Annotated in this window: 26 protein-coding genes, 1 tRNA gene and 1 rRNA gene; 13 read left to right on the top strand and 15 right to left on the bottom strand. The window is 68.3% G+C overall.

The genetic code is table 11. The features are described 5' to 3' along the window. Positions 1-41: 41 nt before the first annotated feature. Both ABIC65_RS00135 and ABIC65_RS00130 read right to left on the bottom strand, forming a co-directional pair. The gene (locus tag ABIC65_RS00135; RefSeq protein WP_354306192.1) at positions 42-494 is read right to left on the bottom strand and encodes a DoxX family protein; all 453 of its coding nucleotides are present in this window, start codon (positions 492-494) and stop codon (positions 42-44) included. A gap of 55 nt (positions 495-549) precedes the next feature. Beyond that, positions 550-813: a BufA1 family periplasmic bufferin-type metallophore gene (locus ABIC65_RS00130; protein ID WP_121077929.1), complete on the bottom strand. Its 264-nt coding sequence runs from the start codon at positions 811-813 to the stop codon at positions 550-552. Between the two features lie 256 nt (positions 814-1,069). Between ABIC65_RS00130 and ABIC65_RS00125 the strand changes: the two genes are divergently transcribed. From ABIC65_RS00125 to ABIC65_RS00085, 9 genes are all read left to right on the top strand, one after another. Further along, the gene (locus ABIC65_RS00125; protein WP_425338763.1) at positions 1,070-1,570 is read left to right on the top strand and encodes a sigma-70 family RNA polymerase sigma factor; all 501 of its coding nucleotides are present in this window, start codon (positions 1,070-1,072) and stop codon (positions 1,568-1,570) included. Continuing rightward, positions 1,567-2,232: a DUF1109 domain-containing protein gene (locus ABIC65_RS00120; protein WP_354306191.1), complete on the top strand. Its 666-nt coding sequence runs from the start codon at positions 1,567-1,569 to the stop codon at positions 2,230-2,232. Before ABIC65_RS00125 ends, ABIC65_RS00120 begins: the two co-directional genes overlap by 4 nt. 75 nt (positions 2,233-2,307) lie before the next feature. Continuing rightward, positions 2,308-2,568, top strand: coding sequence for a BufA2 family periplasmic bufferin-type metallophore (bufA2, locus tag ABIC65_RS00115; RefSeq protein WP_354306190.1), 261 nt, complete (start codon positions 2,308-2,310; stop codon positions 2,566-2,568). A 56-nt stretch (positions 2,569-2,624) separates the two neighbouring features. Then, positions 2,625-3,452, top strand: coding sequence for an MNIO family bufferin maturase (gene bufB, locus ABIC65_RS00110; RefSeq protein ID WP_354306189.1), 828 nt, complete (start codon positions 2,625-2,627; stop codon positions 3,450-3,452). After that, positions 3,449-4,189, top strand: a complete 741-nt coding sequence (locus tag ABIC65_RS00105; protein WP_354306188.1) for a DNA-binding domain-containing protein — start codon at positions 3,449-3,451, stop codon at positions 4,187-4,189. The genes bufB and ABIC65_RS00105 overlap by 4 nt, the downstream gene beginning before the upstream one ends. 51 nt (positions 4,190-4,240) lie before the next feature. Next, entirely contained in the window at positions 4,241-5,185 is a 945-nt protein-coding gene (locus tag ABIC65_RS00100) for an alpha/beta fold hydrolase (protein WP_354306187.1), read from the top strand. Positions 5,186-5,312: 127 nt separating this feature from the next. Next, a complete protein-coding gene (locus tag ABIC65_RS00095; RefSeq protein ID WP_354306186.1) occupies positions 5,313-5,879 on the top strand; it encodes a carboxymuconolactone decarboxylase family protein in 567 nt (188 codons plus the stop codon). 97 nt (positions 5,880-5,976) lie between these two features. Next, a complete protein-coding gene (locus ABIC65_RS00090; protein ID WP_354306185.1) occupies positions 5,977-6,843 on the top strand; it encodes an alpha/beta fold hydrolase in 867 nt (288 codons plus the stop codon). 111 nt (positions 6,844-6,954) lie between these two features. Beyond that, complete coding sequence (locus ABIC65_RS00085; protein WP_354307741.1) at positions 6,955-7,926, top strand: alpha/beta fold hydrolase; 972 nt, start codon at positions 6,955-6,957, stop codon at positions 7,924-7,926. Positions 7,927-7,975: 49 nt separating this feature from the next. Here the strand turns inward: ABIC65_RS00085 and ABIC65_RS00080 are convergent, their stop codons facing one another. Beyond that, positions 7,976-8,665, bottom strand: coding sequence for an SDR family NAD(P)-dependent oxidoreductase (locus tag ABIC65_RS00080; RefSeq protein ID WP_354306184.1), 690 nt, complete (start codon positions 8,663-8,665; stop codon positions 7,976-7,978). Positions 8,666-8,765: 100 nt separating this feature from the next. Here ABIC65_RS00080 and ABIC65_RS00075 point away from each other — a divergent pair, with 100 nt between their 5' ends. Continuing rightward, entirely contained in the window at positions 8,766-9,680 is a 915-nt protein-coding gene (locus tag ABIC65_RS00075; protein WP_354306183.1) for a LysR family transcriptional regulator, read from the top strand. Positions 9,681-9,701: 21 nt separating this feature from the next. Here the strand turns inward: ABIC65_RS00075 and ABIC65_RS00070 are convergent, their stop codons facing one another. The 3 genes from ABIC65_RS00070 to ABIC65_RS00060 all read right to left on the bottom strand — a co-directional run bounded on the left by ABIC65_RS00070 (position 9,702) and on the right by ABIC65_RS00060 (position 12,154). Next, positions 9,702-10,418, bottom strand: a complete 717-nt coding sequence (locus tag ABIC65_RS00070; protein ID WP_354306182.1) for an SDR family oxidoreductase — start codon at positions 10,416-10,418, stop codon at positions 9,702-9,704. Between the two features lie 47 nt (positions 10,419-10,465). After that, positions 10,466-11,140: a peroxiredoxin-like family protein gene (locus tag ABIC65_RS00065; RefSeq protein ID WP_354306181.1), complete on the bottom strand. Its 675-nt coding sequence runs from the start codon at positions 11,138-11,140 to the stop codon at positions 10,466-10,468. Positions 11,141-11,254: 114 nt separating this feature from the next. Then, positions 11,255-12,154, bottom strand: coding sequence for a LysR family transcriptional regulator (locus tag ABIC65_RS00060; protein WP_354306180.1), 900 nt, complete (start codon positions 12,152-12,154; stop codon positions 11,255-11,257). Between the two features lie 115 nt (positions 12,155-12,269). Between ABIC65_RS00060 and ABIC65_RS00055 the strand changes: the two genes are divergently transcribed. The 3 genes from ABIC65_RS00055 to ABIC65_RS00045 are packed head-to-tail and all read left to right on the top strand — an operon-like array spanning position 12,270 to position 14,157. Then, a complete protein-coding gene (locus tag ABIC65_RS00055) occupies positions 12,270-12,425 on the top strand; it encodes a hypothetical protein (RefSeq protein WP_354306179.1) in 156 nt (51 codons plus the stop codon). After that, positions 12,418-13,038, top strand: coding sequence for a glutathione S-transferase family protein (locus ABIC65_RS00050; RefSeq protein ID WP_354306178.1), 621 nt, complete (start codon positions 12,418-12,420; stop codon positions 13,036-13,038). Before ABIC65_RS00055 ends, ABIC65_RS00050 begins: the two co-directional genes overlap by 8 nt. A gap of 24 nt (positions 13,039-13,062) precedes the next feature. Continuing rightward, a complete protein-coding gene (locus ABIC65_RS00045) occupies positions 13,063-14,157 on the top strand; it encodes an alkene reductase (protein WP_354306177.1) in 1,095 nt (364 codons plus the stop codon). Between the two features lie 54 nt (positions 14,158-14,211). Here the strand turns inward: ABIC65_RS00045 and ABIC65_RS00040 are convergent, their stop codons facing one another. The 9 genes from ABIC65_RS00040 to rrf form a co-directional block, all read right to left on the bottom strand. Then, positions 14,212-15,093, bottom strand: coding sequence for a LysR family transcriptional regulator (locus ABIC65_RS00040; protein ID WP_354306176.1), 882 nt, complete (start codon positions 15,091-15,093; stop codon positions 14,212-14,214). Between the two features lie 175 nt (positions 15,094-15,268). After that, positions 15,269-16,321, bottom strand: a complete 1,053-nt coding sequence (locus ABIC65_RS00035; protein ID WP_354306175.1) for a HoxN/HupN/NixA family nickel/cobalt transporter — start codon at positions 16,319-16,321, stop codon at positions 15,269-15,271. Continuing rightward, positions 16,318-17,019 carry an aquaporin gene (locus ABIC65_RS00030; protein WP_354306174.1) on the bottom strand — a complete coding sequence of 234 codons (702 nt, stop codon included), beginning with the start codon at positions 17,017-17,019 and terminating at the stop codon, positions 16,318-16,320. Before ABIC65_RS00030 ends, ABIC65_RS00035 begins: the two co-directional genes overlap by 4 nt. Position 17,020: 1 nt before the next feature. Then, positions 17,021-17,356, bottom strand: a complete 336-nt coding sequence (locus tag ABIC65_RS00025) for an SH3-like domain-containing protein (RefSeq protein ID WP_220667363.1) — start codon at positions 17,354-17,356, stop codon at positions 17,021-17,023. Next, on the bottom strand, positions 17,356-18,003 hold the full coding sequence (nthA, locus tag ABIC65_RS00020; RefSeq protein ID WP_354306173.1) for a nitrile hydratase subunit alpha: 648 nt from the start codon (positions 18,001-18,003) through the stop codon (positions 17,356-17,358). Before nthA ends, ABIC65_RS00025 begins: the two co-directional genes overlap by 1 nt. Continuing rightward, a complete protein-coding gene (locus ABIC65_RS00015; RefSeq protein WP_354306172.1) occupies positions 18,003-18,332 on the bottom strand; it encodes an SH3-like domain-containing protein in 330 nt (109 codons plus the stop codon). Before ABIC65_RS00015 ends, nthA begins: the two co-directional genes overlap by 1 nt. 391 nt (positions 18,333-18,723) lie before the next feature. Beyond that, complete coding sequence (locus ABIC65_RS00010) at positions 18,724-19,038, bottom strand: hypothetical protein (protein ID WP_354306171.1); 315 nt, start codon at positions 19,036-19,038, stop codon at positions 18,724-18,726. Positions 19,039-19,775: 737 nt separating this feature from the next. Continuing rightward, positions 19,776-19,852, bottom strand: a tRNA-Met gene (locus tag ABIC65_RS00005). An 87-nt stretch (positions 19,853-19,939) separates the two neighbouring features. Further along, positions 19,940-20,020 (bottom strand): 5S ribosomal RNA (rrf, locus tag ABIC65_RS22305); the annotation flags it as partial.

Genomic DNA, 20,020 nt, shown 5'->3' with positions numbered 1-20,020 from the left:
GGCTGCGGCAGAAGCTGCGGCCGCGTCGCCGCCGCGCCCTGCTATGTATCCTGCCCGTCCAGCCCGATCAGGCGATCCAGCGACCACGCCCCCGGCCCGGCGGCGATCAGCGGGAGCAGCAGCCCGGCCCAGCTGAGATGCGTCGGCCAGGCATCGGGATAGACGAACACTTCGATCACCGTCGTCATGCCCAGCAGCGCCAGCGCGGCAGGCCGAGTGAACAGGCCGAGTACGAGCAGGATCGGGAAGAGATGCTCCGAATAGGTTGCGAGATGCGCGGCGAGCACCGGCGGCGCGAAGGGCAGCGCATAATCGGTTCGGAACAGTTCGTAAGCGGAATCGGTAATCGTCAGCCAGCCATCCACCTTGGTGCGGCCGGACAGGAAGAAGATCGCCGCGATGCCGACACGCGCGACGAGCAGCAGGAACGAGGGCGGCAATAGCCGCGCCGCAAGGGCGCAGGCGCTGGCATAGAGGGCGGCGAAGGATCGCATGGCGAACTCCGGAATGTGGGAGGATGCCCGGCCGGTCTCGCGGCCGGGCACGGGATCACGCCTTGGGCGTCAGCGAGCCGTTGCCCTTGGGGGTCTTGATCGACGTGCAGGTGCCCGCCTTGACCAGCTTCCAGGCATTGCCCTGATAGTTCTTGGTCGCGGTGCCGGCGCAGCTGGTGCCGGCGCCCGCCTTGCAGTCGTTCTTGCCGGCAAGTGCCACGCCGTAGCACTTCTCCATCTTGGGCTGCTGGGCCTGGGCGGCGGTGGCGGCGATGCCGAGGGCGAGGGTCGCGGCGAGCGCGGCGGACGTCTTGATCATGGGGATACTCCGTTGAAGGGGGCCTCTCGCGCGGCGGTCCGCAGGGGGGGCATGGCCGCCGCGCGGTGACCCCGGGAAGGCGGAGGCGCCGGGTCACCTGCTGCCGTACGCCGCGGGCAAAGCCGCGGTTACAGATCCGCCCCGGCCCTCCGTGCGATTTCTTTTCTGCACCGCTTCTGTAACCTGCCGCCATTCGCCCACGTACGCCCGACCAGGAGTGGGAATGCGGCACAGCGAAGCAGAGCTACGAGCGTGGATGACGGCGGGACTGGACGGCGATGCCGCGGCGCATGCGGCGTTGCTGCGCGCGCTCGTCCCGTTGCTGCGCAGCTTCTTTCGTCGGCGAATGCGGGGGGATGAGGATATCGAGGATCTGGTGCAGGAAACGCTGATCGCCATTCACACCAAGCGCGGCACCTATGACCGCGATCGACCCTTCACCGCCTGGCTCTACGCCGTCGCCCGCTACCGGCTGATCGACCATCTGCGACGGCGCCGCGTTTCGGTGCCGATCGAGGAGGTCGAGGCGATCCTGATCACGGAGGGCTTCGAGGAGGCGGTGACCGCGCGTGTCGATGTCGATCGCCTGCTTTCCGGCCTGTCGGACAAGCAGGCGCGCGCGATCCGCGACACGCATCTGGAGGGCCTGAGCGTCGCCGAAGCGGCCGAGGGCGCGCGGATCGGCCAGTCCGACGTCAAGGTATCGGTCCATCGCGGGCTCAAGGCGCTCGCGGCGCGGCTGCGGGGGCACGAATGATGGCGCACGACCCCGACACCAACAGCACCGAGCGGCTGATCGCCGCGCTGTCCGCCGACGTCCCAGCCATCCCGCCGCGCTTCATCGGGCGCCGCATCGCGCTGGGCATCGCCGGCGGCGGCGTGGTGAGCATCGGACTGGTCTTCGCGCTGTTCGGCATGCGGCCGGACTTTCCGCAGGCGATGTTCGGCTTCTCGTTCTGGATGAAATGGGCCTACACGCTTTCGCTGGGGCTGATCGCCGTCGCGGCGACGGTGCGGCTGGCCCGGCCGGAGGGCGGGTCGCTGCGCATGCTGTGGCCGCTGGCGCTGCCCAGCCTGCTGCTCGGAGCCCTCGCCATCGAGGAAATGTCACGCACGCCGATGCGCGACTGGCTGTCGATGTGGCTGGGCGGCAGCTGGAACCGCTGCCCCTGGCGCGTGCTGCTGCTCGCGGTGCCGATCTTCCTCGGACTGCTCTGGTCGTTCCGCAAGCTCGCGCCGACCAATCTGCGCGCTGCCGGCGCTGCCGCGGGCCTGGCCGCGGGCGCCTGGGCTGCCACCATCTACTGCCTCCACTGCGACGAATATGCCGCGGTGTTCGTGCTGACCTGGTACAGCCTCGGCATCCTGCTGGCGACCGGCTTGGGGGCGTTGCTGGGGCCGCGCGTATTGCGGTGGTGAGCGTGTAACCGGCCCTGGTGCCGGCCCGTAGGTGGAAGGCCGATCCGGCACCAATCCATCCAAGGGAACCACTCCATGATCACACTCCAGACCGGCGCCAGCATCGCCGCCACCGCCGCCCTCGTCGCGCTCTCCGGCGTCAGCGTCGCCGCCCCGGCCGCTTCGGCGGGCAAGGTCGTCCATTGCTACGGCATCAACAGCTGCAAGGGCACGTCGGACTGCAAGTCGGGCAACCACGACTGCAAGGGCCAGAACGAATGCAAGGGCCAGGGCTTCAAAGCGGTGTCCGCCAAGGCCTGCAAGGCGCAGGGCGGCAGCCTCACCGAGCCGAAGTGACGCGCCCGGCGGCCCGGCCTCCCCGCCGGGCCGCCCCGTTTTGAAGGAGGAAGGGCATGGCCCATCCGCATCACTTCGGCCTGGGGCTGCGCAAGCCGCATTATGCCGATTTCCTGGAGGCCGCAGCGCCGGTCCCGGTCGACTTCGTAGAGGTCATCTCCGAGAATTTCATGGTCCCCGGCGGCCGCCCCCGCGACATCTTGCGCCGGGTGCGCGAGCGCCATCCGGTGGCGCTGCACGGCGTGTCGATGTCGGTCGGCTCGGCGGACGGCGTGGATCGCGACTATCTGCAGCGCTTGCGCGCGCTGGTCGACGCGGTCGAGCCGCTGTTCGTCTCGGACCATCTCTGCTGGACGCGGTTTGGCGACTTCCAGTCGCACGACTTGCTTCCCTTGCCCTATACCGAGGAAGCCCTGCGGACAGTGTGCGACAATGTCGACGCCGCGCAGGAGGCGCTCGGTCGCACCATGCTGATCGAGAATCCGTCGAGCTACATCGCCTTCGACCGTGCGGACATGACCGAATGGGCGTTTCTCGATGCGCTGTGCGCCCGCACCGGCTGCGAACTGCTGCTCGACGTCAACAACATCTTCGTCAGCGCGACCAATCACGGGTTCGACGCGCATGCCTATCTGGCCGGCATTCCCGCCACGCGCGTCCGGCAGATCCACCTTGCCGGGCACAGCCGCGGCGACACGTTGCTGATCGACACGCACGACCGGCCGGTGCCCGATCCCGTCTGGGCGCTCTATGCCGAAGCATTGGAGCGTGTCGGGCCGGTCGCGGCGATGATTGAGCGCGACGACGCCATTCCCCCGCTCGCCGAGCTGCTCGCCGAACTCGATCACGCGCGCGCCATTGCCGCGCTGCGGGTGGCGGCATGAGGCTGGCGGCGCTCCAGGCGGATTTCGGCCGCTGGCTGCAGGCCGAATGTCCGGACGCGGCGACGCGACTGGGCGGCGGCGCGGGTCTGGATGTCTATCTCAACAATTATCGCAGCCAGCTGGTCGCCGCGCTCGAGAGCAGCTTTCCGCGGCTGCAGCGCTGGCTGGGCGAGACGGCGTTCCTCGCCGCGGCCGCACGGCATATCGAAGCCTCGCCGCCCTCCGCCTGGACGCTCGACGCCTATGGCGAGGACTTCCCGGCGACCATCGCGGCGCTCTATCCCGACGATCCCGAATGCGCCGAGCTGGCGCGCATCGAATGGGCGCTGGCGGCGGCGTTCACCACAACCGACGTCGCCGCCCTCTCCGTGGAAGCGCTCGGCACGGTAGAATGGGAAACGGCGCGCTTCGCCTTCCTGCCCACCCTCGCCATGCTGCCGGTGACCACCAATGCCGCCGCCTTGTGGCAGTCGCTTGTCGACGGCACCGTTCCGCCTGCCGCCCAGCGCCTGCCCGCGCCTGGCGCCGTGCTGCTCTGGCGCGACGGCTTCAACCCCAGCTTCCGCACGATCGAGCAAGCCGAGGCGACGGCCATCCTGCAGCTGGAAGCGGGGATGCCTTTCGGTGCGCTCTGCGCCGCCCTCGCGGACGAGCACGGCGAAGCCGGCAGCGCCGCCATCGTCGGCGGCTGGCTGGGGGCGTGGCTTCGCGACGGACTCCTCGCCGCGCTCCATTGACGGCCCTGTCGACCGGCGACCTGCGCAACGCAACAACCTTCGGAGGCTTCCATGTTCCAGCAGCTTGCGGCCCTTGCCCTCAGCGCTGCCACACCGGCGCTGCCCGCGCCGACCACCCCGCCCCTGCCCTCCACCTCGGCGACGACCAGCTTCCACACGGTGCAGGTCGACGGCGTCGGGATTTTCTACCGAGAGGCGGGACCGAGGGACGCACCGACGATCGTCCTGCTCCATGGCTTCCCATCGTCGTCGCGCGAATTCAACAGCCTGATCCCGCTGCTGGCGACGCGCTATCACCTCATCGCGCCCGACTATCCCGGCTTCGGCCAGAGCGACGCGCCGCCGCCCCTCACCTATCGCTACAGCTTCGATCACCTCGCTCGGACGATCAGTGCGCTGCTCGACCAGCTCGGGATCCGTCACTTTTCGCTGTACCTGCACGATTATGGCGCACCGGTCGGCTATCGCATGATCCTCGCGCATCCCGAGCGGCTGCAGGCGCTGATCGTCCAGAACGGCAATGCCTATCGCGAGGGCCTCGGCCCGAAATGGGCGAAGATCGCCGACTATTGGGCGGCGCCGGCCGAACATCCCGAGGTGGTGGACGCCTTCCTGTCCTTCGGGGCCACGAAGCAGCGCCACCTCGCCGGCACCCGCCATCCGGAACGCTATGACCCCGACAGCTGGACCGACGAGGCCGCCCATCTCGCTCGGCCGGGGCAGCGCGCGATCCAGGCGGCGCTGCTGTACGACTATCGGACCAACGTCGCCGCCTATCCCGTCTGGCAGGCGTGGCTGCGCACGCATCGGCCGCCGACGCTGGTCGCCTGGGGCGCCAACGATCCGTCCTTCGTCGCCGCCGGTGCCGAGGCCTATCGCCGCGACCTGCCCGATGCCGAGATCCACCTGCTCGACGCCGGCCATTTCGCGCTCGACGAAGCCACCGATGCCATCGCGCAGCGGATCCTCGATTTCCTCGCGCGCCATCCCGGCTGAGCCCAACCAGCCGCCAACCCATTCTCGGCAGGCATAGGCATTAGTCGGCCAAGCGGTCTTCGTCGCCGCGGTGGAAAGCGGCATTTCCCTGCCTGTCGAACGCATCACCCCAGGAAAGGAACGACCCATGACCGACTTCACCGCCTATACCGTCGACACCGCCCCGGCCGCCGCACGCCCGATCTTCGAAGGCGTCAAGGCAGCCTTCGGCTTCGTCCCCAACCTCCAGTCCTACATGGCGGAATCGCCCGAGCTGCTCGCCGGCTACACCGCGCTGTGGGACCTGTTCTCGAAGACCAGCCTGACCGCGCATGAGCAGCAGGTGGTCTACCTCACCGCCAATTTCGAGAATGAGTGCCATTACTGCATGGCCGGCCACACCACCCTGGCCAAGATGCAGAAGATGGACGCGGGCGTGATCGCGGCGCTGCGTGCCGGCACCCCGCTGCCCGACGCGCGGCTGGAGGCGCTGCACCGCTTCGCCACGCTGGTCGTCCGCAACCGCGGCTGGGTCGACAGCGCGGAAGTGGACGCGTTCCTCGCCGCCGGCTTCACCCGCCAGAACGTGCTCGAGGTGGTGCTCGGCGTCGCGACCAAGGTGATGAGCAACTACACCAACCACATCGTCCACACCCCGCTCGACAGCTTCATGCAGGGCAATGAATGGACCAAGCCGGTGACCAAGGCCGCCTGACCCGCACGCCTCCCCCACGTGCGAACCTGCCCGGCCCGCGCCCCAATGGCGCGGGCCGGGTTCTGCATTCCGTCAACCAAGTATCGGTAGCGAACCCATGAATTTCCCTCTCCCGCAAGGTAGTCACACCCTTATCGTCGCGGGCATCCCGCAGCATTTCCACGTGGCGGGCACCGGCCCCTGCTGCATCGTCCATTCCGGTGGGCCGGGGATCGATTCCGGCTATCTGCGCATGCCGCTGCTCGAGGCGCATCTGACCATGGTCTATCTCGATCCGATCGGCACCGGCGCGTCCGGGCGATTGCCGACGCACCCGATGGGCTATTCGGTCGATCGCTTTGCAGACCATCTGCTCGCGCTGATCGACGCCATGGGGGTGCACCGCCCGTACCTGCTCGGCCATTCGCACGGCGCGTTCGTCGTTCTCGAGGCGGCGCTGCGCCGGCCGGACGCAGTGGCGGGCCTGCTGCTCCATGCCGGCGCTGCCAGTACCAGCGAAGGCTTCATGGCAGCAGCCGCGACGCGGATCGACGACTTCGTGCGCCGCCATCGCGATACGCCCGACGCGGAGAGCGTGCGCGCCGCCTGGAACGGCCTGCCCGCGATCCGCAGCGACGCCGATTATACCGCGGCGCTGCAGGGGCTGCTGCCCGCCTATTTCTCCGATCCCGTCCGCGCCGCCGACATGCTGGCGGCGCTGCGCCGCGCCCTGCACGCCACCTTCCTGGTCGGCGACGCCGCGCCGTTCGACGTGCGCGAACGGCTGCACACGCTGGCCACGCCGACGCTGGTGATGGCGGGCCGGGACGACTTCATCCTCGGCCCCGAATATGCAGACGCCCTGACCGAGCATCTGCCCGACGCCCGCCAGGCCCTGTTCGAGCATAGCGGGCATTTCGCGCATCTCGAGGAACCCGAGGCTTTCGCCAAGGCGGTTCTGGACTTCGTCGCGTCCACACGCTGAGATTATCGACCATAATCGCAACGATGAACTTCAATATACACTGATTATCATCCGATCTGCCTTGAGCGAAAAGCGCGCGTTCAAAGTCCTTCGCTCAAGGAGCAGATCATGATGAAAGCCATCGCCCTCGGCGCGCTTGCCACAGCTCTCGCCTTCGGCACACCCGCCGCGCGTGCCGCCGACCCTACAAACGCCGCCAACGTGCAGGCGCCGGAGACGGTGATCCACTACCGCACCGCCAAGGTGCAGGGCCTCGACATCTTCTATCGCGAGGCCGGCCCCAAGGACGCGCCGACCGTGCTGCTGCTGCACGGCTTTCCCAGCTCGTCCTTCCAGTATCGCAACCTGATCCCGGCGCTCGCGGCGCGCTACCATGTGATCGCGCCCGACTATCCCGGCTTCGGCCAGTCGAGCGCGCCCGATCATACCCAGTTCGCCTACACCTTCGCGCACCTGACCGACGTGACCGAAGCGCTGCTCGATCAGATCGGCGTCACCCGCTATACGATGTACATCCAGGATTATGGCGCGCCGATCGGCCTGCGCCTGGCGCTGCGCCACCCGGACCGCGTGACCGGGCTGATCGTCCAGAACGGCAACGCCTATCTCGACGGCATCCAGGATTTCTGGAAACCGGTACAGGCGCTTTGGGCCGATCCCAGCCCCGCGAACCGTAACGCGTTGCGCAAGGTGGTGACGCCGGAGATCACCAAATGGCAATATCTGAACGGCGTGTCGGACCCCAGCCGGGTCGACCCGGACACCTGGGGCCACGACCAGGCGCTGCTCGATCGGCCGGGCAACGACGAGATCCAGCTCGACCTGTTCTACGATTATCGCACCAACCTGGCGCTCTATCCGCAATTCCAGGCCTTTTTCCGGACGCGCAAGCCGCCGATGCTGATCGTCTGGGGCGCCAACGACGAATGCTTCGTCGTCGCCGGCGCCAAGGCCTATCTGCGCGACAACCCCCAGGCCGAACTGCACCTGATCGATTCCGGCCATTTCGCGCTGGAGGACAAGGCCGACGAGATCGTGCCGCTGATCCAGGACTTTCTGGGCCGCACGCTGCCGACCCGCTGACTGGGAGCGTCCGCGGCGGAGGCTCGGTCGCCGCGGACGCCGTGCGGTGTCACCAGGGGATGCACCGGTTGAACCGGTCGACATAGCGCAGCCCCGGCTTGCCCCGATTGGCGTCGATCATGTCGACGACCAGCGGAATGCTCTCCTCGATCGACAGCGCCGCGTCGCTGCCGCCCATGTCGGTCCGCACCCAGCCCGGCGCGACGAGGAGCAGCACGTGCCCGTCACCGGCATGCTTTGCCGCATAGCCCTTCATCAGCATGTTGAGCGCGGCCTTGCTCGCCGAATAAAGCTGCCAGCCGCCGCCGGCATGCTCGATGCTGCCCAGCTCGGACGTCATGACCGCGATCGTGCCCCCTGCGGGTACCAGGTCGCGCAGCAGTTCGGCGGCGCGGACCGGCGAAAAGGCGTTGGTCCGCATCATGTCGAGGAAATCGGCTTCGTCCGCCGTGGCGGGGCTCGCCTCGATCGCGCGGGCGATGCCGGCATTGACGAACAGCACGTCGAGCCGCCGCCCGTCCAGCCGCGCGCGCAGTGCCCGTACCGCGTCCGCCGCGTTGATGTCGACCTGCTCGATTGCGAGGGCATCGGGATAACGACGCGCGAGCGCGTCGAGCCCCTCCGATGCGCCGCGCGCGGTGGCGATCACCCGCCAGCCGCGGCCGAGCCATTCCTCGGCAAGGGCAAGCCCAAGCCCCCGCGACGCACCGAGAACAAGGGCAGTCGAAGCTTCCGTCATGCGATCCTCCTGAAGAACGGGTCCAGCCGCTATGGCGCAGCAACCCCGACGGGCGTAGCGCCGTTCCGTCCAGACATTCCGGACAAGGAGTCATGGAACCATGGCGTATGACGGACGGCTGCTCTCGGGTGTGACCGTATTGATGGCGGTGGTGGAAGCCGGCACGATGACGCGTGCCGCCGAGGCGCTGGGGCTGACCCAGTCGGGCGTCGGGCGCGCCATCCAGCGGCTGGAGGCGCGCGTCGGCGTGCGGCTGCTCGACCGGACGACGCGCAGCCTGCGCCTGACCGACGAAGGCCGGCGCTTCTGGGAACGGGTAGGCCCGCATCTCGAAGGGATCGAACAGGCCGCGCTCGAAGCCGCCGGCAGCAGCCAGCGCGTCCGCGGCAGGCTGCGGGTGAACGTGGATCCGTTCTTCTCGCGGCTGGTGCTCGCGCCGACGCTGACGGCGTTTCTCGCAGCGCATCCGGAGCTGCGGCTGGAGCTGCTGATGCGCGAACAGATGGGTGATCTGGTCGCCGACGGGTTCGACATGGCGCTGCGCTTCGGCGAGCCGCCCTCGGTGGGGGTCACCGCGCGCAAGCTGCTGGAGACGCGCATCCTGACCGTGGCCTCGCCCGGCTATCTCGCCGCGCACGGCCGCCCGGCCGACCCGCGGGAACTGATCGACCACGCCTGCATCGACTATCAGGATCCCCGCACCGGCCGTCCTTTCGCCTGGGAGTTTCGCCGGGGGGACTTGGTGCTCCCCGTGCGCCAGCCGGCGCGGCTGATGGTATCGGACGTCGACACGATGATCGGGGCCTGCTGCGAGGGCGCCGGGATCGCGCAGATCCTGGAGCTGGGCAGCCGCGACCTGCTGGCGCGCGGCGCGCTGGTCGAGCTGTTTCCGGACTGGCCGGGCGAGACCTTCCCGCTCTACGCTCTCTATCCCACCCGCCAGCACCGGCCCGCCAAGGTCCGCGCGTTCACGGACTGGTGCCTGCAGCTCCTCCACCAGCGCACCGGCCCGTGAGCGCCGACGCGGGATGCTGTTTTAGAACGCCGCCTTGCCGATCGACGCGCCGCCATCGACATGGAGCGTCTGGCCGGTGATGAAGCCGGCATCGTCGGAAAGCAGGAAGGCGATCGCCGCGGCAATCTCGTCCGGGTGGCCGAAGCGGCGCATCGGCACCTGTGCGAGGTAGCGCTGCTCGCCGCTGCTGCCCGCGGGATTGTTCTCGCGGAACAGCGCGGTCTCGGTCGGTCCCGGCGACACCGCGTTGACGGTGATGCCGGTGGTCGCGAGCTCCAGCGCCCAGCTGCGGCTGAAGCTGACCAGCGCAGCCTTGGCGGCGGCATAGGCAGTGCGCTCGGGCGCGCCGAGCACGGTAAGGCTGGTGATGTTGACCACCCTGCCCCAGCCGCGCTCGATCATGCCCGGCAGCAGCGCCTGCACGGCTTGCAGCGCGGGGTGGAGGTTTACGCGCAGCACCTCGTCCAGCACCGGAAGCTCGACGGCACCGAGCGGCTGCGGGCGCACCAGCCCGACATTGTTGACCACGCCGTCGAAGCGAAAATGGGCGGCGAGTTCGCCGAGCGTCGCCTCGGTCGCCGCGGGATCGGAAAGGTCGGACAGCACCGGCGTGCCCGGAAAGTCCGCCGTCGAGCGGCGCGCGAGGCCGACGACCTGATGGCCGCTTCGATGCAGGCGCTGGGCGAGGGCAAGGCCGATGCCCTTGCTGGCACCGGTGACGAGGAAGGTACGCGACATGGGACTGCTCCTGAAAGGCCCGGCCGCCGGCGCGGCCGGGCGGAGGCTCAGGCGGAAAGGGCGATGGCGCGACGAAGCGCCGGGAGCATGTCCTCGGGCTCGGGGCGGCGGGTGTAATCCGGGTTCACCTCGGCATAGAGGATCGTGCCGTCCTGGCCGATCACGTAGCGGGCCGGCATCGGCAGGGTCCAGCTGGAGTCGCCGTTGAACGACGGCAGGTCGTTCTTGAGGCCTTGGTAGAGCTCGACCAGATAGTCGGGCAGCGCGAAGCGGAGGCCGAACGCTGCGGCGACATCGTTATGGGTGTCCGACAGGATCGGGAAATCGAGCGCATTCTGGCGCACCGACTTGCGGCTGTTCACCGCGGTCTGGGGCGAGATGGCGACGAGACTGGCGCCCAGCGCCCGGAACGCCGGCAGCGCTTCCTGCAGCGCCTGCAGCTCCATGTTGCAATAGGGGCACCAGACGCCGCGATAGAAGCTGACGACCAGCGGCCCCTTGGCGAGCAGCGCCGCCGAGGAGACGGGGTTGCCGTCGGGATCGTTCAGGGTGAAGGCCGGGGCCTTGTCGCCCGCCTTGCGCGCTTCGCCGGCAGCACCGCTGGCGATCAGCTCCGCCGTCGCGCGGCGCATCGTCGCGATCACCGAGGGCGGCACGTTGTAGGGCGGCTTGCCGGCTTCGAAATCGGCCTTGAAGGCATCGAGCTTGGCTTGGAGAGTCATGGGGCTTGGTCCTTGTCCGTAGTGGCAAGGCACAGATGCGCCACCGCGCGCCGCCGGTGCAGCCGCGCCTAGCGACTAACGTCCATTCCGCCGGGGAATGAGCAGCCGCCGCTGCTAGTTCGGGGATGTAGCCTGGTGGTCTGCCATCGCCGCCTCGACAAAGGCGGCGAACTGGCGTGCCTTGGCGCTCGCCATGCGCCCGGCGGGGAACACGGCCCACAGGTCGATCGGCGGCAGCGCCCAATCCGCCAGCACCCGGCGCACGCGCCCGTCGGCCAGTTCGGACCAGAACATCCAGTCCGAGGCGATGGTCAGCCCCATGTCGCTCAGCACCGCGGCGCGCAGCCCTTCCGCCGCGCTCACCCGCACCCGGCTGCGCACCGTCACCGAGGCTTCGGTGCCGTCGCGGTGGAAGGACCAGATGTTGGAGAGCTGGCTGTACAGCAACGTGTCGTGCGCCGCGATCTCGGCGGGGTTCTGCGGCTCACCGGCACGGGCGAGATAGGCCGGCGTTGCCAGCACTGAACGCCGCCCGGTCGCCAGCTTGCGCGCGACGGCCGAGGAATCGGGCAGCGCCCCCATCCGCAGCGAGACGTCGATGCCCTCGGCGATCAGGTCGATCACGCGATCGTCGAGGATCACGTCGATCTCCAGTTCCGGGTGCTGTTCGAGGAAGCGGGGCAGCAGCGGCACGACATGCAGCCGCGCGAAGGTCGTGGCGGCAGACACGCGCAAGCAGCCGGACAGGCCAGCCCCCGCCCCGCGCGCGGCCAGCTCGGCCTCGTCCGCCTCCTGGATGGCGAGCTTGGCGCGCTCGTAGAAGCGCTGCCCCGCCTCGGTCGGGGTGAGGCCGTGGGTCGAGCGGATCAGCAGGCTCACCTGCAGCCGGCTCTCCAGCTGCGCGATCGTCTTCGACACCGCCGGCTGGCCGACGTTCAAGTAGCGCGCCGCCGCCGAGAAGGAGCCGGTCTCCACCACCCGCACGAAGGTGGCCATTGCCTGATATCGGTCCACGTCATTCCTCCCTGGAATGGACGTTATCGCCCGGAGCCCGCTGCCATGTCCACAGCAGAATAGGCATCTGGACGTCACGCCTTCGGATCGGCCGAAGCGGACGAGGAGAACGACGATGCTGACATGGCTGATGCGGACCAGCGCCGCACCCGCGGTCCTCGACGGGCTGCTCGCCTTTCAGAGCACCGGCAGCCCCATCCCGGCGCTTGTCGCGATGGCCGCCCCGCTGCTCCGCGCCCGTCTCCACTCCAGGGAGGACTCCCATGCTTGACGTCTATGCCTTCGCCACGCCCAACAGCATCAAGGTGCCGATCGCGCTGGAAGAGTTGGGGCTCGACTATGACCTGCACGCGGTGAACATCCGCAAGGGCGAGCAGAAGCTGCCCGATTTCGTCACGCTCAACCCGAACGCCAAGGTGCCGGTGCTGGTCGACAATGACCTGGTGCTCACCGAGTCCGCCGCGATCCTGGTCTATCTCGCCGAGAAGACCGGCAAGCTGCTCCCCGCCACGGGCGAGGCGCGGGCGCGCGTGTTCGAGCAACTGTTCTTCCACGCCTCCGGGCTGAGCCCCGCCTTCGGCCAGTCCGGTTTCTTCCAGCGCCTTGCTGCCGAGCCGCAGCCGCTCGCCATCGAGCGCTTCTCCGCAGAAGCCAGGCGGACGGTTGCCGTGCTCGACGCGGTGCTGGCGACACGCCGCTTCGCCGCCGGCGACGCCTTCACCATCGCCGACATCGCCCATTTCGGCTGGCTGTGGCGCCGCGAATTCGCCGGGGTCGGCCTGGAAGCCGCGCCCAACGTCGCCCGCTGGTATGCCGAGGTCGAGCAGCGCCCCGCCGTCCGACGCGCCATCGCCCGTGTCGAGGCGCTGGTGCCGGTCGCCTGAAGCCCCATCGAAAGGTACGTCCCCATGTCCAAATTGTTCACGCCGGTCCGCGCCGGCGCCCTTTCGCTGGGCCACCGCGTGGTGATGGCCCCGCTCACCCGCATGCGCGCCGATCCCGGCGATCGCCCGAGCGCGTTGATGCGCGAATACTATACCCAGCGCGCCTCCAGAGGCGGGCTGATCGTCTCCGAGGCGACGCCGATTTCGCGGCAGGGCTATGGCTATGCCGGCGCGCCGGGGATCTATGACGATGCCCAGATCGAAGGCTGGCGGGCGGTGACCGATGCCGTCCATGCCAGGGGTGGGCAGATCGTGCTGCAGCTCTGGCATGTCGGCCGGCAATCGCATCCGGACATCCAGCCGGACGGCGCGGCGCCGGTCGCGCCCTCGGCCATCGCTGCGGAGGGCTATGGCTATGCGACGCACGGCCCCGTCCCATTCAGCATGCCGCGCGCGCTGGAGCGGGACGAGATCCCGGCGATCGTCGCCGAGTTCGGTGCGGGCGCGGCGCGGGCCCGAGCCGCCGGCTTCGACGGGGTCGAGATCCACGGCGCCAACGGCTATCTGCCCGATCAATTCCTGCAGGACGGCACCAACCGGCGCACCGACGACTATGGCGGCCCGATCGAGAACCGCGCCCGCTTCCTGCTCGATGCGACGCAAGCCGCCATCGGCGCGTTCGGTGCCGATCGCGTCGGCGTACGGCTGAGCCCCAGCGGCACCTATGGCTCGATGGTCGACAGCAATCCGCAGGCGACCTTCGGCTATGTCGCGCGAAAGCTCGATGCGCTGGGCATCGCCTATCTCCACGTCGTCGAGCCGCGCATCAAGGGCACGGAACTGATCGCCGAGGCCGAACCGGTCGCGGTGCGCCATCTGCGCCCCCTGTTCCGCGGGACGATCATCGCAGCCGGCGGGTTCGACGGCGCCGGCGCAGAAGCGCTGCTGGAGGCCGGGGATGCCGATGCGGTGGCGTTCGGCCGCGCGTTCATCGCCAATCCCGACCTGCCGGAGCGGCTGCGGCTGGGCCTGCCGCTCAACGCCTATGATCGCGCGACCTTCTATGGCGGGGATGCGCGCGGCTACACCGACTATCCGTTTCACGACCGCGCGGCATGAGCCTGGTGCGCAGGCCTCTTCCCGCAAGGGCCTGCGCACCCGTCCTGCCCCGGCTCAGCCGAGGTGGGCGGTCCGGAAATACTGCTTCGCCGCCTCGATGAACACGCGAAGGTTGGGCGAGGCGGAGCGCTGGCCCTGGAACAGCAGGTGCACCGGCACGGGGGACGGCTCCTGGTCGACCAGCAGCCGCTGCAGGCGTCCTGCGCCGATATCGTTCGCCACCTGGTAGGAGAGCGCACGCGTAATCCCCATCCCCAGGCACGCCGCCTGGATCGCCGCGTCCGCGCTGTTGACGATCAGGCGCGGTTCGAGCCGAAGCGCCGGCCGCCCGGAAGGGCCGAAGCGCCATTCCCCCGGCGGCCCGGCGAGCCCGTCGAAATGGATCAGACGGTGGGCGGCGAGGTCGGCCACAGTGGCCGGCTCGCCATGCGCCGCGAGATAGGCCGGGCTCGCCGTCACCACCTTGCGGATCTCGCCGACGCGGACGGCGTGGAACGCGCTGTCGGAGAGATCGGCGATGCGCACGGCGACATCGATCCCCTCCTCCACCATCCGCACCACGCGATCGAGCAGCAGCAGGCGGATGTTGAGATCGGGATTGGTGCGGATCACCGCGTCGATCACCGGCACGATGTGGAGCCGGCCGAACACCATCGGCGCAGTGACGACCAGCGTGCCGCGCGGCTTGGCGCCGACGCCGCGCACGTCCCGTTCCGCTGCGTCCAGCTCCGCCAGCGCCGCGCGGCAGCGGGCGATATAGCCCTCGCCGGCTTCGGTCAGCCGCACCGAGCGGGTGGTGCGCATCAGCAGCGTCAGCCCGAGCGACTCTTCCAGGTCCTTGATCGCGCGGGTGGCGGTGGAGGGCGTCATGTTCAGGCTGCGCGCCGCCTCCGCGAAGCTGCCCCTGTCGGCAACCGCGATGAACGTCCGCAGCATTTCCAGTCGATCCATAGGGCATCCGCAACCAACAATTCTGGGGGCCCGGGATTATCATCGGGTGTCGCCAGACCTATAGGCCAGGATTGACAAAAAGCACGTCAGGGCGGCGAAGGACTGCGCCCACGCGCTACTTCGGCACTCGTGCGCCGCGGAATCGCCAGCCTGCCGGGCGTTAGCGCTCGGCCAGTGCGCGGGCCGGTGCCTCGATGCGTCCGAAGAGGCAATAGGATAGCAGCCACGCAAGCCCAAAGGCAGCGATGATCGCGAAGCCCAGCGCATTGAAGTTCTCGTTCAGCGCGGTGGCGATCTGGGCCACAGCGCCTTCGAGATGAATGCGGCGGACGACCAGCGCGACGATTTCCACACCGCCGATGAAGAGGGCGACGGCAATCGACATCAGCGTGATCGTCATATTGTAGTAGAGCTTGCGCACCGGCTTCACGAACGCCCAGCGATAAGCGCCGACCATCAGCACCCCGTCGGTGGTATCGAGCAGCGACATGCCTGCCGCGAACAGCAGGGGAAAGATCAGCGCGGCCATCGGCGACACGCCGTGCGAGGCCTGGGTTGCGGAGAGACCGAACAAGGTCACTTCCGTCGCGGTGTCGAAGCTCAGGCCGAACAGGAACCCCAGCGGCGCCATCTGCCAGGGTCGGGAAATCAACCTGAACAGCGGGCGGAACAGACGGGACAGCGGTCCTGTGCCGGCAAACAATAGATCGAGTTCCCCGTCATCGATCGCGTCTCCCGCTCGTACGCGGCGCAAGGCGCGGAGGATCGTGCGCAAGATGACGACATTCATCGCGGCGACGGCGAGCAGAAACGCGGCCGAGACACAGGTGCTGATCGTGCCTCCGGCTTCCTGCAACGCGGCAAACACCTGCAGTCTCGACGTAGCGAGAACCACCAATGCGGTAACGAGGATCACGACGAGCGAATGGCCAATGGCGAACCAGAAGCCCACCGACACCGGTTCCTGGCGTTCCTGCATCAGCTTGCGCGTGACATTGTCGATCGCGGCGATGTGGTCGGCATCCACCGCGTGGCGCAGGCCCAGGCCATATACGACCGCCGCAATGCCGAGCATCGCCGGCTGACGATAGAAGAAAAGCAGCGCGGCGCCCCATCCGCCGAGGTTCAGGACCGCGAGCACCGCATAGACCCAGGCGAGGTGGCGACGGAAGCGGGCGCTTGCCGCGGGCGCCGACGTCGCAGGCGGGATCACGCCTCGGCTCCCCTGGGAAACAGCAGCAGAAGAAGAAGCAGTGCGAGCAGCGCGCCGACGATCTCGGCGCCAACATAAGGCACCAGGGACGCCCCTCCCAACGCAACAGGGCCTGCGGAGACCGCCGCGCCGAGGACGATCGCCGGATTGGCGAAGGAGGTGGTCGGCAGCGCGATGACGGCGGCGATCAGCCAGGCACCCACCGCGAAGGGTCCGGTCTCCACCCGCTTGCTGCGCATGCAGCCGAACACCACCAGCATCAGCCCGGCGCTGGCCACGAATTCGCTGGCGATACCATGCCAGCCGAAGCCCCCTGCCCCGCCGACCGGCGCGCCCCAGAGCAGCGCCGCGGCGATCCCGCCGGCAAGCCCGCCGGCGAACTGCGCCAGCATATAGGCGATGGTGCACCCGCGCGAGCGCTCCCCGGCCAGCCATTGGAGCATGGTGATCAGGGGATTGTAATGGCCGCCGGAGACGCTGCCGAGCGCCACGATCAGCGCCACCAGCGCCGAAGCGATCACGATCGCGGTGATCGGCAGGATCATGCCCGGCACCGCCGCGAAGACCCGCGCGGCGGCGATCCCGCCCCCGCCCGCGGCAAGCATCAGGAAGAAGGTACCGGCTCCCTCCACGCCGGCGCGGCGCCACAGCGCCAGCCTGGGATCGGCTTCCTGAAAGCAGGTGGGCTGCGCTGCCATGTCAGTCCGCCTGCTGCGCCGCGAACCGTGCCTCCACCTCGGCCATCTTTTCGGCCAGTTCGGTCGGCGTGAAAAAGCCCTTGGTGAAACTGATGTTCGCGAAGGCGACGATCCAGCGTTCGTAATAGGGCAGCTTCCCGATCAGCGTCTCGCCGAGCGCTTCCACGCCCTTGCGCTTCTCCTCGGTGTTGATCAGCTTCTTGAAGTCGAGCACGTCGGCCAGCGCGTGGCAGCGCTTTTCCCACGGCTCCAGCACATGCTCGACGCGCTGCACCGACCCGGCCTCGAACCCGCCGATGTCATTGGGCAGGCGGCTGACGAAATCCTGGGTGGGCATCACGCGGCCTCCTTCTCGAGCGTTACGGGGATCACGCCGATCATCGCGTCGCGGGTGACGATCGCGGCCAGCTGCGCCTCGGACCAGCCTTCGGTCCCCTCGGGGCGGCGCGGCAGGACGAGATAGCGGATGACCGCGGTGGAATCGCTGACCCGGATCTCGACATCGTCGGGGAGGATCGTGCCGAATTCGGCGAGCACCTTGCGCGGCTCGCTCACCGCGCGGGCGCGATAGGGCTTGAGCTTGTACCAGTCGGGCGGCAGGCCCAGCACCGGGCGCGGATAGCAGGAGCAGAGCGTGCACACGATCAGGTTGTGCACCTCGGCCGTGTTCTCCAGCACGATCAGCTGGGTATCGTCGTAGAAGCTGATCCCCAGTTCCTCGCAGGCGGTGCGGCCGTTTTCGAGCAGTCGCGCTTTGAAGGCGGGATCGGTCCAGGCCCGCGCGACCACCGCCGCGCCCAGCGCGGGCGTGCGGCTGTCCAACACCTCGATCTGGTGGCGGATGTCATTGGCGGTGAGATAACCCTTGGCGATCAGGATCTCACGGACCGCCGTCTCCATCACCTCGTAATAGTCGGGGGCGGCGTCGGCGACGATCGGGGCGTGGTCGTCATGATCGTGATCATGGTCGTGGCCGTGCGCCATCAGGCCTGCTCCAGCCAGGTTTCGAAGATTTCGATGTGGAGTTCGTCGCGCGGCGAACCGTCATAGTCGCCCCAGACCTCGGTCATGGGGAACGACACGCGGTAGTAATGCAGCTTGTTGCCGGCGTTGCGGCCATAGCCTTCTTCTTCATTGTCGATCATCGCGGGTTCGATCACCCGCTCGACGGTGCCGGCATGGCCGCGAAGATAGATCGGCACGCGGTAATGGCCGATCGGCGCGCGTTCCCGCACGCGGACCCGTTGCCCTTCGGTGAAGGCAGGCAGTTCCTTCAGCGCCGGCACGACCGTCGCCAGGGGTGATACATCCATGCGATCGGCTCCCGCTTGTTCTGGCAAAAACCTCGCAAATCAGGAGGATGGCGGCCATTCTACGGGGTAGGGTTATACCCTATACCGAGGTTCGCCCCCTCCGGCCGGTACCGTGCCGGTACGCGGCGGGCTTCGCACCTTTGTCGCCCGGCTGTGGAAGGTGATGTGCCGGGAGTGTTCTGGCCCAGCCGCGCGCAGCGGATCCGGCTACAGCCGCTGCCCCGGTGCTTGCAGAAGATGCTGGTGGCGCAATTGCCTTGGGAGGCTCCGCGCTCGGGAGGGCTCAGATCCGCCGGTCTTCAGGGAGATAGAAAGGCCCGCGACCGCGGGCCTTTGCCATCTCCGCGTTGGCTTGGAACGCGCGCCCTCCCACTGATTTCCGCACGTCGAGTCAGGTGGCGAAATAGGCGTACCACCCGACGAGCAGGAGCATGCGCGGCGCGAACGCAGAGCCGGTGAAGGCGGCGATGGCCATGGCGAGAAATGCCATGCTCGCGCCCACGCCGCCCGCGAGCAGCAGCGGTTCGGACGACCCCGCCCGCAGCGTCGCCGGCACGGCCATCAGCAACGACCAAATCGCGCCCGCCACCACGAAGGCAGCGCGCCGGTAGAACATCGATGTGGGCGTCGTCGCCGCCAGCGCGGCGAGGCCCCGCCCCTCGTTCCTGCCGGCCTGCGCGCTCAGCGCAAAGACCAGCAGCAGCAATGCGGCCGGGCTGCCGATATGGCGATAGGCGCCATCTTGGGGAAAGGGATGATTGTCCGCGGGCGGATGGCGATCTTCCCACGAGGCGTCAGTTGGAGGATCGCGTCCGGCACCGCCACGCAAGGGTCGCCTCATGCCTGCCCCAACGCCATGTCCCGGACAAGCTCGCGCGCCTGATTAGGGTGCGCGGATGTCCCCGTATCCTCGACCTCCGCAACGCGCCCCGCCGAAGCCATCCCCGGCGCCACCTCCCGCTATCGCACGGCGAGGCCGACCGATCCGATCCACCTTGCGTCGTCGTCGATGAAGAGGGCAGCGGCGCCGCCACGACCAGGCCTGCAGTGCTGCGCAGAGAGGCGGGCGCAGCCGAGGTGCTGGAGGCGGCTTCGCGACCTGGCAGGCAGTAGGATGGCCCACCGTCTCGCTTGTCCACCTACTGCCACGGCGAGGACGGCCGCACCTAGCCCGGCCCGCCGCGCTCGTGCGCGGCGCGGACACCGGTCAGTTCGATCTTTGCCCCGTAGCGGACTTCGAGTTCCTTGAGCGCCATCTGGGGGTACTCGGCTGGGGGTGCGACGATTACCCCAGAAAATACCCCCAAATGCAAATCGACGTCCTGGCGTTCGGTGGGGTCCAGAGAAGCTTCCTGAGATCATGCGACTCGGGAATAACTCACGGAAAACAGACATAAAAAAACCGCCTCAGGATTTCCTGAAGCGGTTTGGTATGTCGGTGTTTGGTTGCGGGGGCAGGATTTGAACCTGCGGCCTTCAGGTTATGAGCCTGACGAGCTACCGGGCTGCTCCACCCCGCGCCAATGCTGGTTGCCTCGTGGGAGGCAGAACGGGGGACGTTGTGAATGGGTTTTGGTTTCCGTGCCTTTGCCGACACCGGCTTCAATGCCTGGCGGCGACCTACTCTTCCATTGCTTGAGCAATAGTACCATCGGCGCTGTCTGGTTTCACGGCCGAGTTCGGGATGG

The sequence above is a fragment of the Sphingomonas trueperi genome, from assembly GCF_040545665.1.
Taxonomy (GTDB): domain Bacteria; phylum Pseudomonadota; class Alphaproteobacteria; order Sphingomonadales; family Sphingomonadaceae; genus Sphingomonas; species Sphingomonas trueperi_B.
The sequence above is the reverse complement of the archived record's forward strand: the minus strand, read 5'-3'. Positions and strand labels throughout refer to the sequence as shown.